This window comes from Diplocloster hominis (assembly GCF_032380655.1).
In the GTDB taxonomy this organism is placed as follows: domain Bacteria; phylum Bacillota; class Clostridia; order Lachnospirales; family Lachnospiraceae; genus Diplocloster; species Diplocloster hominis.
On record NZ_JAWDIY010000021.1, the window covers coordinates 23,537 to 37,948 of the forward strand.

The following is a 14,412-nucleotide window of genomic DNA, read 5'->3' on the forward strand; positions in this document are numbered from 1 at the left end:
CCGGCTGTCTACGATGTCATTACTGTTTTCTAGCTATGAGCACTTAGCTGCTGCGTTCGGCTGCTGTCACTGAGCCCATTCTGCCTGGGGATACCATTCCTCGATATTGTTCATGTCGATGTAGAGATGATCCATCAGCAGGCTTTCCGGTGCGGGTGTCTTTCCCTGAACCAGTTCGATACAGCCCGGTACGATATATTCGCCGTATCTCTCAAGGAAGTAGGAAACTCCGCCTCTCCAGCAGTTGGGTTTTCCGGCGTTTTCCTGGGCATAGATATTTTCACGGGTGGAAACCGACACACCATGGTTTACGATAAATACATCATCTTCCCTGCCCGCTGCCTGAACGGCCGCAAACGCTCCCTGCGCTCCGATATCATTGATGGAGCCGATTACGATATGTTTCTTATCCGGATTCGCCGTCAGGAAATCCGCACACAGCTGCTGTGCCAGGATCGCGTCATCTTTCATAGATACGGTTGTGGTCATCGCTTTGAGATCATCCACTGAATAATCGGTCTTGTTAGCGATACCATCCAGAATACTGTCCATTCTGGTCTGAACCACTTCGCCGGCCTCAGGAGTATGCTCAAATAATACGGCGTCTACTTTACCTTCCCAATTTTCGTTCACCAGATCCCCCAGCGCTTCTCCGCACAGCTGGCCAGCCATCACGTTGTTTGCTCCCATGTAAGGGGCATCGCCTACCGGAATATCAATTGCCATTACCGGAATTCCAGCATTCTGGCATTTTTCATAAATGGTATCATTTACAGCTGCATCCAGATTGAATTCCACAAGTACATCGATTCCCTGAAGAATCAGGTTGTCCACATTCTCAACCGCTTTCGCGCCGTCTCCCGCATTATCCACACGGATAACTTTGATCGTGATTCCAAGTTCTTCCCCTTTTTCCTTGGCAATCTTCTCGATATTATCCCCTACCGGAATCAAATGCTCCTGTGATTCGTCCAGCCCGGCATAACCGATGGTAAAATCTTTTAACTCGCCGGCAGCGGCAGAATCGGTAGCGGCAGGCGCTTCCGCCGGTTTCTGTGTCTCCTGAGCGGGAGCTTCGGGCGTGGCTGTATCCCCGCCGGACGGTTCTGCTGCCTTCTCCTGACATCCTGCACACATAGTCAACACCAACATGATCGACAATAAAACACTCACTACTTTTTTCATACCTATTTCCTCCTTTAAAATTAGATGTACGTGTTGCCATTTCCAATTGCCAATACTTATATCTGGTGATGCCGGACCCTCTTACCTCCTTTCCCGAGAATCCCTCTCTGCTTATTGAACCTTATGGAGCGGCGTATGCCGCGCCCCACCCGAAGGAAATGCATTAATGGGGCTGTAAAGTATATTTCTGTGTGTACTCGAGTATATATTACATTATAATATACTCGAGTACATTTTTCAATAGAATACCTCTTTTTCTGACAATAAAATTTTATTTTAAGTTGTTTCTCCGATCCAAAAACTTGGAGGGAGAACCACTCTCGCATATTTTTGATTTTTTTCAATCGCATCGATCAGAATCGACGCGGACATCTTACCCATGAGATATCTGGGCTGGGCCACCGTTGTGAGGTAGGGATGTACCATCCTGCACAGATCCAGGCCGTCATGTCCCACTACCGCCATATCATCTGGTATACGCATTCCCCTCTCCTGCAGCTCATTGATGATGGAAAGCGCCATAATATCATTTTCGCAGTAAAGGGCGGTAGGCGGTTCGGGGTCCGACAGAATCCTATCCATGGTCTTTTTCGCAAACCAGGGAACCAGGTTCGACAGTCCGTTTCCCTGGTATTGATACCGTTCAGACAGACCTGCCTCCTTCATTACTTCCCGAAATCCCTGGGTCCGCTGCTTCCATATATTATATTGGAAGGTATCCTCGTAGGCGATCTTTTCCGTTTTCGGATAACTCAGGGTCCCGTGCATACAGCCGATGCGGGTATGTCCCTTCTTGATCAGGTGCTCTGCCGCCAGCCGTGCCCCCTGTACATTATCCGTATTGACGCTGTTCACTTCCGGCAGCTCCACTTCATTATCCAGCAGAACGCAGTGTACTCCTGACGCTTCCAGTTCCTGCACCTGCTTTTTGGTAATATTCAGGTGATGCAGCACCACACCGTCTATACACCGTTCCTGCAGCATATTGATATAATCGGATACCCGGCTGGCGGAATGAGCGTCACACATCATCGTCGTATAACCATTTTCAAATGCCACCGCTTCAAATCCCTTATTGACCAGGTTATGGAATGGGTCCGAGATATTAACCATCACATAAGCGATCGTACGGCTCTTTCTGGTCACCAGGCTTTTGGCGATCATATTGGGTTTAAACTTCAGCTCATCGATTGCCTGATTGATGCGCAGCCTGGTCTCTTCCTTCACATACCCGCTGTTATTGATCACTCGGGATACAGTCATACGGGATACTTTCGCCTTCTTGGCGACATCATCAATGGTTGCCATATGGGAATTACACCTCTTGTCAAATAGTCATTTATTTTCCGCTGTTTTTCAGCCAATCTTCGTAATACACACGCATGGATGGGAACAGGGAATCCGCACCGTCTCTGGTAATGACAAATCCCTCCTCGATCCGGTTCGAACCTCCGGGAAGGCCAAAGAGGCTGATGTCCGTGTTCACCGTCATTCCCTCCCTGAAAACATCCTCTGTTTTTTCATCCGGATAGGGACTTTCCGCTTCCGCGCATCCGATGCCATGCAGCGGAGGATACACATCATATTCGGACAATCCGGCGTCCCGGAAATAATTCCGCACCGCACAGACAAAATCTTTCATCGGCACTCCGGCTTTCAGATAAGGCAGTCCGGCCGCTGCCGCATGAATCAGGACATCCAGCACATATCTGGTCTCTTCGCTATAGTTCCCCACCGCGAAAGGCAGTTCACAGGTAGCCACATAGCCCTCATACTGAACGGCCATGGCGCACATCAGCATATCCCCGTCCTCGATCACCTTATTCTCCGCCCGTCCCACGATTCTGGCGGACCGCTCACCGGAACCGAACACGGTAAAGATAATCGCTTCCGCGCCTTCTTTTCTGGCTGTCCCTTCCGCGATACCGGCTGCATACCGTTCCGTCTTACCGACCAGATCCGCATCCATCATTGCACGGAAACCTGCTTCCGCGATTCTGGCAGCTTCCCGCAGGCAGGCGATCTCGTTCTCCGATTTCGTCTTTCTCAGATCAAACAGAATCTCATTGGTATCCACTACCTGGCAGCCAAAAGCCTCCCTGATATTATGTAAAAGCGCTTCCGACATAGCGTCCATACCCGCGATCCCCAGTCTCGAGAGACCGGTTCTGCTTCTAAGCTCCGCAGCCAGGCTCTTAAAGCTGGTAAACTTCGCCAGCGGATATTCAATCTCATCCGGCACTGTGACACACAGGAAATCCGGAACCAGTCTCACATCCGGCCATACGCTCATCTCCCTGGCCACCTGCTCCCCTTCCGGAGCACACAGGACAATCGGTTCCCCTTCTAAGGTAATCAGGAGCGCCCCCCGTTCAAAAATGGGCCAGTAATTTGAAACATAACGAAGATTTTCTTTTCTGTATTCATCTCCATATACTAATATAACATCCAGCTGCTCTTTTGTCATATACTCTTTTATTTTGTCAATACGTTGTTGAAACTCCTCTTTCGGTATACATATTTTTTTCATTTTTGCTCTCCTTTTCAGTCTGTTCTTCTAGCACCCACACCCAAATTTCCTATTCGAAAACGCCCTCTCCTCCTTTCTCTTGCCTTATTAAAAAAACAGGATATTTCTATATGTTACCGCTAACATATTTCTTCCAAAAAATACTCCTCAAGGAGTCTGTCATACACTTTATATAAGCCATATGTTACCGCTAACATATTATAAGATAATAATATCCCATATAGAAAATGAAGTCAAGTATAACTTCCTGTCATTTTCCCAAAATCTGCTTCTATTCACAGCCAATTGGGAGGGGACTGGCACCTTTCGGCAGTGGAGCCGGGCCTCCCGGCAACTGCGCAGAGAAAGGGGCCTGTCCCCGGATGCCTTCTGGAATAATCCCACACACGGGTAACAAGCACAAAGAGACAAGCACAAAGAAACAAACACCAAGAGGACAACCAGATCGAAAGGGACATGTCCCAAACCGGAATGGACATGTCCCCTTTTGATTATTTGTTATGTACGCTCTTTTTCCTAACCAGGAAAAGAGCTGTTATCGCCATCAGTGCTGCGAGGTTTAAGATCAGTAATGTACCGACCGGAGCCTTATCGGCGGTTCCAGCCGCCAGAATTCGATTGCCGGAATCCCCGCCCCCTGAATTATCATTGCCCTGGTTTACTACAGGTACCTCCTTCTTCTCCGGCGTATAGATAATCGCATAGGTTGAGTACTTGTCTGACCGGAATTCCAGGCTGTTCCCGTTCTGGGTGGTCTGCAGTAATTCCGCGCTGTTCCCATGGTAACGGGCCACCTGGTAATCCTTGCCGTTTCTCATTTCTTCGGGAATCGCAATGGTAAATATGAGTTCTTTTGGAACACTGTTTACAAGGATTCTCTGCTGACTTCCATCCTGCCAGGTGATGTTTTTAACCACACTGATGTCGAAATAAGCGCCTGTTATTCTGCCATCTGCAATCTGTTGGATTTGTTGTTTTTCAGTTGGATCTGCTTCTTTTTTCAGGATGGTGACTACCACTTCGATGGATCTGCTGTTTCTTATTTCCGCCGGGCTGACTGCCAATCCGATCAGTTCTTCCGGGTTTCCCTTTAAGCTGGCTTGTGTCCCCGCCTGCTGTGAGTCTATTTTTACTTCCAGTGAGGATACTGTTCGGATCAATTGATCCAGTTTCCGTATCAGCTCATCATCCAGCTGTCCTGATTTTGACCCCAAATTGTCGTATTTCTCTTTGGCCTGGGCGAGCTTATCCCGCAGTGCACGGATCTGTGCCTCATCGCCGGCGGCGGGATCGGCAAGCGCGCGGATTTCATCTTCTGCCGTTTTGACCTGCGGATCTTTTTGAATCTGACGGTCGCCGGTCGTATCTGCCTTTCCGCCGTCTACCGCCACCTGAAAACTTTGCTCCGGATATTTGGGATGAGTAATCGTCACCGTGATAGTTCCATCCGGCAGATCATCCACCCGGTATTGGCCGTTTTCGTCGGTGGTATCGGTCTTCAGAATCTTTCCCTGACCGTCCTTTACCGTTACCTGGGCGCCGCTGACCGGCTGATCATAATCCCCTGTCACAGTTCCGCCGATCTCTGCGCCTAAATTCTTGTTGACGTCCGCTGTCACTCCCTGTCGTCCGTCTACTTCCGTTACTTTTTCACCGTCTACTTTCAGGCCGGAGGTATTAGCTTTTTTGTCCTTTTCCACAGTCAGGGAATGCTCCCCGTCCGGAATATTGGTAATTTCGTACTGTCCGTTCTGGTCGGTTTTACCCCTTCCCAGCTCGGTATCATTCTTATCTTTTACCGTCACCCATGCGCCCTCGATCGGTTTTCCGTCGGCATCGGTTATGGTACCCCCGACGCTGGCTCCGCCGACCTGCAGCTTCGTATTCTGTTCTTTTTCAACGGTTTGGCCATTCTGACTGATGTACACATTGACCGTCTCGGTCTTTCCGTCTTTTTTTGCCGTGAGGTCATGGCTTCCGTCAGGGACATTGGAAATATGGTATTGGCCGTCGGCGTCTGTCGTATCCCGCCCCAATTCCTGCCCTTTTTGATCCTTTATGACCACCTCGGCACCTTCGACCGGCTTGCCGTTGACATCCGTGACCGTTCCGCCCACCTCGGCTCCGCCAACCGGTAATTGTACGTCGTCCGTTCCGTCTATCGTCTGCCCCTTGTCTTTTATCTCTACGGAACCGGTCTGCTTCTTTCCTTCTTTATCGACCGTCACTTCATGGTTTCCATCGGGAACATTTGTGATCGTATATTTCCCGTTACGATCCGTCGTATCCTGTCCCAGCACATTTCCGGTATCGTCTTTCACTACCACGTTGGCGCCTTCGACGGGATTTCCATTGACATCCGTGATCGTTCCTTTTAGTTCCGCTCCGCCGATCGGAAGCTTAACTTCGTCATCATTGTCCACATTCGAACCGTAATCCCGGATCTTCACCTGCCCGGTTTCCGTTTTCCCGTCTTTTTCGATGATTACCTCATGATCTCCGTCGGGGATATTAGAAATTACATAATCCCCATTGCTGTCCGTTGTCCCACGGCCCAATTCATTTCCGGAGCCATCCCTGATCACAACTTCCGCGCCCTCCATCGGCTGTTTATTCACATCCGTAACTTTACCGCTTACTTCGGCGCCGCCCGTCTTGATCTGTACTTCTCCGTTAACCGTCTGGCCATGATCCGCGACTACCACCTCTTTAATCTTAGTCTTGTCTCCGCTTTCTATCGTAATCTTATGGATCCCGTCCGGAACATTGGAAATGGTGTACTTTCCTTCCTCATCTGTGGTATCCCGGCCCAGTTCTTTACCATTCTGATCCTTCAGGATCACTTCTGCCCCTGGTACCGGCCTGCCGTTTACATCCTGGATGCTTCCGTTTATGTCAGCCCCGCCGGTCGGCAGCTGCACATTTTTATCTCCGGTAACTGCCTGGCCTTCATCAGCGACCGTTACCTGAACGGTTTCCGTCTTGCCGCCGATCTCAGCGGTAATGTTATGAGTCCCGTCGGGAACATTGGGAATCGTATAACCGCCGTTACTGTCTGTCGTATCCCGGCCTAATTCTTTACCGGAGCCATCCCTGATCACAACTTCCGCGCCTGCCACAGGCAGCTCATTCACATCTTTCACCGTTCCGCTTATCCCGGCTCCGCCCAGCGGAAGCTTAAGCTCGCCGTCACCGGTAACCGATTGGCCGTAATCAGCGATTACTACCTCCTGCGTCCTGGTCTCGTCACCGCTTTCAATGGTCATATGATAGGTACCGTCCGGGACATTGGGAATCATGAACTTACCGTCCGCATCCGTCGTATCCTGGCCTATTACCTTATCATCTGCACCTTTTATAGTGACCTGGGCACCGCTCACCGGCCGGCTGTTCACATCCTTGATCGTGCCGCTCACGTCCGCACCGCCGACAGGCAGCATAATCTCACCAGTTCCGGTAACTGTCTGGCCGTTCCCGGCGATCTCTGCAGACGAGGAAATCTGCCCGTTGTCTTTTTCAAACGTAATCAGATAGTTGCCGTCAGGGATATTTGAGATCGTATAGTTCCCGCTGCTGTCCGTGGTATTTCGTCCCATTTCTTTTCCGGTGTCATCTGTCACCACCACCAGCGCTTCTTCGACCGGCCGATGGTTGACATCCCTGACCGTACCCGTTAGCTCAGCGCCGCCGGTCTGTAACTGTGCGTCTTTGCTGCCGGTGACCGTCTGCCCGTCATCGGATACCTTTAATTCACCTTCGGCCGTTATCACGGCCGCTTCAGGCCCTGTGCCGGTTACGTACTTAACGGTAATGTTATAATCTCCATCCGGTACATTAGAAAACTTATAATTTCCCTCTGCATCCGTTGAGGTTTGAACCGTTTGCGTATGTCCACTTTTATCCTTAAGAGTGACCAGCGCCCCTTTTAGCCCCTGTCCATTCACATCTGTGATCTTTCCGGCCACATCAGCTCCGCCGATTTCCATCTCTATATCCCGAACTCCGCTGACGATCATTCCGTCTGAACTGATTATTAAATATGTGTTCTTCGACTTGCCATCCTTTTCTGCCGTTACGGTATATTTTCCGTCAGGCAGACCTGCGAATGTATATTTTCCGTTTTCATCCGTCACAGTGGTGCCTGATACCCCGTCATCGCCATCCGTCTTCCTGAAGGTAACCTGGACCCCCTGAATCGGATGATCGTTGACATCTGTCACTTTTCCAATAATGGAACCTTTGCCTTTCTGAATATCCACCGATATCTCAACACTGTCCTCTGCTCCGTTTGCATCCCTCGCCAAAATCGTCAGCGTTCCGTTTCCTGCCTCCGTAGGTGTGCCAAAGATCTGATTATTTTCCAGTGCCAGCCCCTGCGGCAATGTACCGGACTGCAGACTGACAGCTGCATCTCCTGTTCCCCCGGTCACCTTGAATTCCACCTGTTGAATCGCAAAAGATACATATCCCCCGATCTTATCAGAGTCAGCCGTCAGTTGAATAGGAATGGGATTCGCGAAAGCGGTCACCTTGACCGATCCCGTTACGGAAGCGATCGTTATCACACCGGTCTCCTTATCATAGGTATAACCACTGCCCGGCACCAGTGCGTTTCCTCCCATTTCCACCTCGATCGTATCCGGCAGCATGTAACCAGGGTCCGCTGTAAGCGTCATGCTGTAAGCTTGTCCTGACTGGCAATATGGCGGTCCGGCGCTCTCAAGATTATCCAACGTACCTGACACAGCCGGAACATTTTTAGTCACCCCGTTTCCACCGCCCTTGCCGGACAGACTGGTGTCCGCAGTGGTATTCAGGGTTCCGCCCTCTGTCACGACGACCGTTTCCCCAGCGGGATTTCGAATGGAGATGTCCCCCAGATTCAGGATTCCGCCGGGCGTAACTACCACTACCGGATTCCCGCTGTCCGGATTGGAGATCACTTTGGAATTGTTACCGTAGACGCTCGAAGGCAATTCCCAGGTCTGATCATCGCCGACAATGACCGGGTTGATTACGACAATCGTACCGTTATATTCCAGATAGTCTTTCGCCTTTTCAAAGCTCTGAACCGGGTTGTCTTTCGATCCGTCACCTGTGCTGTCATCGCCGTTCTTTCCATCCACATATACCGTATTTTTTATATAATCCGGTTTGGTTCTGGTAATACTGATGGTTTTCCCGGCCTTATAGGTATACCACACGGTGCCATTGCCCTGTACCGGCACCGCAATCTTCCTGATCGATTGGCTGAGGATATTATCTATTTGGGAACTATCCGTAACACTGCCTGATACTCTGGCAATCACTTTACCTTCCGAATAATTGTTCGGGTTAACCGTAATCGCGTAGTTCAGCGGGCTGTCCAGATAAATATATTTATCTGTTACACCAGCATTATAATCCAGATAGATCTCAGCATTTACCTGCGCATTTCCGGAAATATGGAGTTGGACACCTGCCTCTTTTACAGCACTGTGATATATTCCACTGCCTCTGAATGCTGTATTCGAGCTTTCTATTACACCACCTGTCATTATAAAAGTCTTTGCAACAGAAGCGTTATAGACTCCGCCTCCTAACCCGATATTTTCAGGCACATGATTGTCGCTTATTCTTCCGCCCCGCAGATAAAAGCTTCCAAGATTATAAACACCTGCCCCACCGAACTTCTGAGAATCATCCGTTATGGTGTTCCCCGAAATGAGCCCGCCCTCCATAATGAAAACACCATACTCGTTAATGCGGACACCTGTGCCTTTAGCGTCATCTTTATTATTAATGATACTTCCGCTTTTCAAGGTACCGGAGCCCATTATATGTACGGCAGGCGGTCCCTCATAAGGAACTCCGGCACCAGTAACGCCCTCTTTATAACCTACGTGATTTTTAATCACCGTGTTCTGATCAATGATTAAATTTCCGCCAGTTTCCACTTGAACCAACGCCATTTTATCGCAGCTGACAGATTTTCCATCCAGAGTGACGCCATTCAGCGTTAAGGTACCTGAAACCACATCAATTCCGGCATTCGCACCAGCTCTCTCCAAAATTCCACCCGAAAAGGTTAGGTTCTTATTGACCGATAGTGTATCTGACATCCGCAGCGTCCCCGTGATACGGATTGTATCCCCGGAGCCGGCGTTACTGACTGCATTTTTCAAGGCACTGTATGTACTGACCGTTGTAGAATTTGCATATGTAGAGGCCCCTATGTACTCCGAAAAATGGGTCGTTTCAAAGATATAGCTGCGCTCCTCAACCCGGCCCTGCATCTTAGTCAGTGTCCCGTCTTCCGCCAGATGATATACCCCAAAATTCTCCGGCGACATCTCCCCGGGGATCTGGATGGCGACCTCCACCCGTCCATCCGGCTGCACCTGCTGTCCGTCCATCTCAAGTGAAATGTCCAGGTTCTGACAGACCAGATCGTCATAGTCTATATTCTCTTCTCTGTCAGCCAGCTCCTGTAACACTTCATCCGGCACGTCTTCCTTTTCCACGTTCAAGCTGGTATCCGGGTCCACGATCTCCTCATTTTCCGCAGTCACCGTCACGCCCAGATCCGATTCCAGAACCACTGGTCCCGCGCTCACCACCCGCACCGTCACGGTGGGGGAAATCACATCATCCCCCACCGACAGATCCTGTCCTGCCAGGAAGCTTTCATCGACATCCGCTGTAAATATGTAGTCCCCCAATATCGTACTTTCATAATCATCACAGTTCCACTGCACCGGTACAAGGATTACACTGCTGTCCGGCTGCCCTGCAGCCACCGGTTCTGTATCCGTCTGCCCTGCATCGGTCGGTTCTGCATTCGTTTGGCCTTCATCTGTTTCTTCAGTAACAGGACACACCAAAACCTCCAATGATTCCGGCAGTCCAATCTCCGCCATCTGAGTTTTAAATCCAACTTCACGTACTTCATCCGTATTCCAATTACAAAATTCTATAATATTCTTCTGTATCACGGACGGTTCAATATCTGTTTCTTCCATATTATTCCCGGCTCCGGTACCATCTGACGGCTGCAGCAGTTCCGATGGTATCGGGGATATTACCGCATCCGGAGCTGCAGACGGCACAGATTGGTCCGCCTCAGCCGGGGTTACAGACGGCGCTGGCTGATCCGCCGAAGCCGGAGCTGCAGACGGTACTGTTTGCTCCGCCGCAGCCGGAGCTGCAGACGGTACTGTTTGCTCCGCCGCAGCCGGTGGAATCAGCGCTGTCAATCCAGTTTCCGTTTTCGTTGTATCGTTTTTAACCGGTGTTCCGGAGGAAGGCAGCAAAGATGGCACCGGTTCGGCAGTCCCGGATGGTGTCTGAAAAGACTCTTCCGTTATTTTACCCTCCGTCTGAACCGCATTTTCTCCCGCATACGCAACCTGCACATGAGTCATGAGTGTACTGCTTATCATGGCACAGGCTACAAGGACAGGAAAGGTGCGCCCGAACACCCGCCGGCACATCTCTCTTCTTTTTCTCCGCATTTTATGATTCTCTGAATCCGTATGCATCATAAAATCCCCCTTTAGATCCATAGTGATGTAGCAACCCAAAAGCCGCTGGTTAATAGTTACAGAAAAAAAGCTGACAGATAACTAAATCCAAAGATACGAAGGTCATCTGCCCGGAGAACCTTCCTTAATATACAAGAGTTGTAATAAGCTTTTACTCTCTCCGATATCTATTTCGTTAGATATAAATATAGCATTTACGGACATACCATGAAACAGTTCGAGGGCATTTGTGATTTATTTGTGATTTTTGTGAAGCACATTTAGAAATAAGACAGACGAGCCGGTTAGACCTATACTCCAAAAAAACCGGTACTTTAGATAAATTCCTGTTTATCTTAAAGTGCCGGCATTTTACTTTTTATATTGCGATACCTCTTTTTACTTACATAAATTGTTGGAATCTTCCATACAGATTTTTCAGAGACCATTTATCTTTTCTGTCGGAGATAAGATAAGTGCGTGGGTAGATGTCAATAAAGTTTTTCAGCGACCATTTATCTTTTCTGTCCTACACTCCGAAACCAACTCCATCTGATTTTACCAGATTTTTTTAACCCCTCTTCCACACTCTAAACTATAGTAGGAAGCTTCTACGCCTATATTAGTGCAGGGTCTGATGGCTCCAGGTTGTGGGAGGGCACCCGGAGGAAAGGACGGGGCAATTCTCCTCTTAGAAAAAGCATGGCCGAATAGCGGAGGGAGACTCAAGTGAGAATGGAGGCTCTCACGCCGACATTCTCACTGCTTTCAGAGGCTCCCGGAGCTGCCTATGAGGTTGCTTTTTCTAAGAGGAGAATTGCCCCGTCCTTTCCTCCGGGTGCCCTCCCACAACCTGGAGCCATCAGGCCCGTCCCCCGCAATTCCCCCCTAAGCATTTCCAGACATTAACCATAAATCACATTCCAAAATAGAAATCCGGCCAAAGAGCTTCCGCTCCCGGCCGGATGAATAAACAACGCACTAGAAATACTTTCTGCTGCCCCAGAGGTTGCTTTTCTTCAAATCCAGATATTCATTATACGCCTTTTCCAGAATTTGCTTCTCATTTGTGAACTTCAGCAGATGATAGGCCTCGTGGAATTTATAATAGCCCGAATCTACGAAGTATTCCTCCCGCTGCGGCTTGCTGTAATAGCTGTCCGCCATCATCAGATACCAGTGTACATCTTTTTCCACTGTATCCTCCGGAACACTGAAGGAATATTGACTTTTACCTATATACTTGATGATCTGCGCATTGACTCCTGTTTCTTCAAGCACTTCCCTTGCGGCTGTATCCTTGAATTCTTCACCCTGTTCAACCGTTCCTTTTGGTAAAACCCAGCCTTCGTATTTATTCTTATAATTCTTATATAAGACTAAAATTTTTCCCCGAAATATAACCACACCGCCGCAGCTTGTTGCTTCAATCATTGCAATTCCTCCTGCCCGTAAGGTGTGTCAAACTGACTGTTTTTTAGTATACCTCTTTTACAGTCGATTTGCAACCCATTGTTGTAAATTGGAGGACGAGGCAAATTGGAGGACGAGACGCCAGGCGTCAGGCACCATGCACCAAACTGCTTTATTGCATCGGCGCTGTGTTGAATAGGAAGATCCTGTGTGCTTCCCGTGCCATTTTGAAATTTCTGCCGGATGGAATAATGCGCGGTAGACAGGTTTCAGCCTCTGGACATATTCCGGGTCCGTCAGGTAAAGAGTGGCCTGATGGTTTAAGCAATTACGCAAGGATGTTATTTCATCCGGCGTGTTTACCCCCCAATGCAATTCTGCTTCGGTTTTCTTTAACGCTCCTAAACGCGTCACTTTGCTGACCGTCATTTTCGAGAATACGTCAAATATCCATGCGGCGTCCCCGAACTTACCGGTAACCGCATGGAACAGGGAAGAGACGTCGTCCTGATTCAGATCCGTATTTCTGTCCCCGCAGATCTTATAGGCGGCGTTCCCTTCTGCCGGCCACGTCCACGATAAGGATCTAATCCTTAAACTTAATCTGTTTGGACACAGCCAGGGCCAATCCCATCTCTGCCATAAGGAACAGGATCGAAGTTCCCCCATAGCTGATAAACGGCAGGGATATCCCCGTAGTGGGAATCAGGTTGATCACCACCGCGATATTTAACACCACCTGGATCGCAATATGGGAAAAGATGCCGGTCACCAGAAGAGAACCGTATAAATCCGGCGCGTTTCTGGCGATGAAGAGCAGGCGGTACAGGAGCAGAATAAACAGCAGGGTTACAAGCGCCGCTCCGAAAATCCCCAGTTCCTCACAGATAATAGAAAAAATCATATCGTTCTGAACTTCCGGTATGTAAAATTTCTGGGCGGAATTGCCCAGGCCTTTTCCGAAAAATCCCCCGTTCCCGATGGCGTACAGTCCCTGCATCGTCTGATAAGCCCAGTCATTGGCATGGGTTTCCGGGTCCAGCCAGGCCAGGATACGCTTGATACGAAACGGTGTGGAGTCATCCATATAGGCGGAAAAATCAATGTGCTGCTTCAGATAGTTAATGCCGAACACAATGCCGCCAAACCCCAGTATTCCAAGACCCACGAAAGGAATCGTCCTGGGGTGGACGATGAATAACAGGATTGCCGTGATTCCTATGACAATGATCGCGGAGCTTAGATTATCTGTAAAAATATAGAGCATCAAAGCTGCCAGTACCCCTACGCCCATGATCAGAATGGAACCCTTGATTTTCTTGACTCCGCTTCCGATCTTCACGATCAGGTAGGGAATAAAAAGGATAACGGCGATCTTCACAACCTCTGCCGGCTGTAAACGAAGGTTCCCGCGTCCAATCCAGCGGGTCGCTCCTTTTGCCTCGATCCCTAACGGGGTCAGGACCAGAAGTACCATGATCAGTGAGACGATATATCCAAAAAAAGCAAATTTGATCCAGATATGATAGTCGATGTTGGCAATAATCAACATGACAGTAAGGCTTGCAAGGCTGATCAGGCCCTGCTTGCGAAACCAATACATTCCATCCCCATACTGAAGCTGCGCCGCGTAGGAACTGGCGGAATACAGCATAATCAGACCAAAGCACACAAGGAATATGACCACCGCGAGCAGATTATAATCGAAATACCTTTCCCGGTTTTTCTTAAAACCATATTTTCTAGCCATTCAAATTCTCCATTTCGTTATCCTTGGTACAA

The 14,412-nt window shown here is 49.1% G+C and carries 6 protein-coding genes; all 6 read right to left on the bottom strand.

Annotation, left to right across the window (positions count from 1 at the left end):
• Positions 1-66 precede the first annotated feature (66 nt).
• The 6 genes from ABC831_RS17950 to ABC831_RS17975 all read right to left on the bottom strand — a co-directional run bounded on the left by ABC831_RS17950 (position 67) and on the right by ABC831_RS17975 (position 14,380).
• Positions 67-1,185, bottom strand: a complete 1,119-nt coding sequence (locus tag ABC831_RS17950; protein ID WP_343249463.1) for a sugar ABC transporter substrate-binding protein — start codon at positions 1,183-1,185, stop codon at positions 67-69.
• A gap of 276 nt (positions 1,186-1,461) precedes the next feature.
• Entirely contained in the window at positions 1,462-2,493 is a 1,032-nt protein-coding gene (locus ABC831_RS17955; protein ID WP_343249464.1) for a LacI family DNA-binding transcriptional regulator, read from the bottom strand.
• Between the two features lie 31 nt (positions 2,494-2,524).
• Positions 2,525-3,715, bottom strand: a complete 1,191-nt coding sequence (locus ABC831_RS17960; protein WP_343249465.1) for a M24 family metallopeptidase — start codon at positions 3,713-3,715, stop codon at positions 2,525-2,527.
• Between the two features lie 491 nt (positions 3,716-4,206).
• Positions 4,207-11,238, bottom strand: coding sequence for a carboxypeptidase regulatory-like domain-containing protein (locus tag ABC831_RS17965; protein WP_343249466.1), 7,032 nt, complete (start codon positions 11,236-11,238; stop codon positions 4,207-4,209).
• 960 nt (positions 11,239-12,198) lie between these two features.
• On the bottom strand, positions 12,199-12,651 hold the full coding sequence (locus ABC831_RS17970) for an NUDIX hydrolase (RefSeq protein WP_158344145.1): 453 nt from the start codon (positions 12,649-12,651) through the stop codon (positions 12,199-12,201).
• A gap of 565 nt (positions 12,652-13,216) precedes the next feature.
• Positions 13,217-14,380 (bottom strand): FtsW/RodA/SpoVE family cell cycle protein, encoded by a 1,164-nt coding sequence (locus ABC831_RS17975; RefSeq protein ID WP_343249467.1) that lies wholly within the window; start codon positions 14,378-14,380, stop codon positions 13,217-13,219.
• Positions 14,381-14,412: the final 32 nt, after the last annotated feature.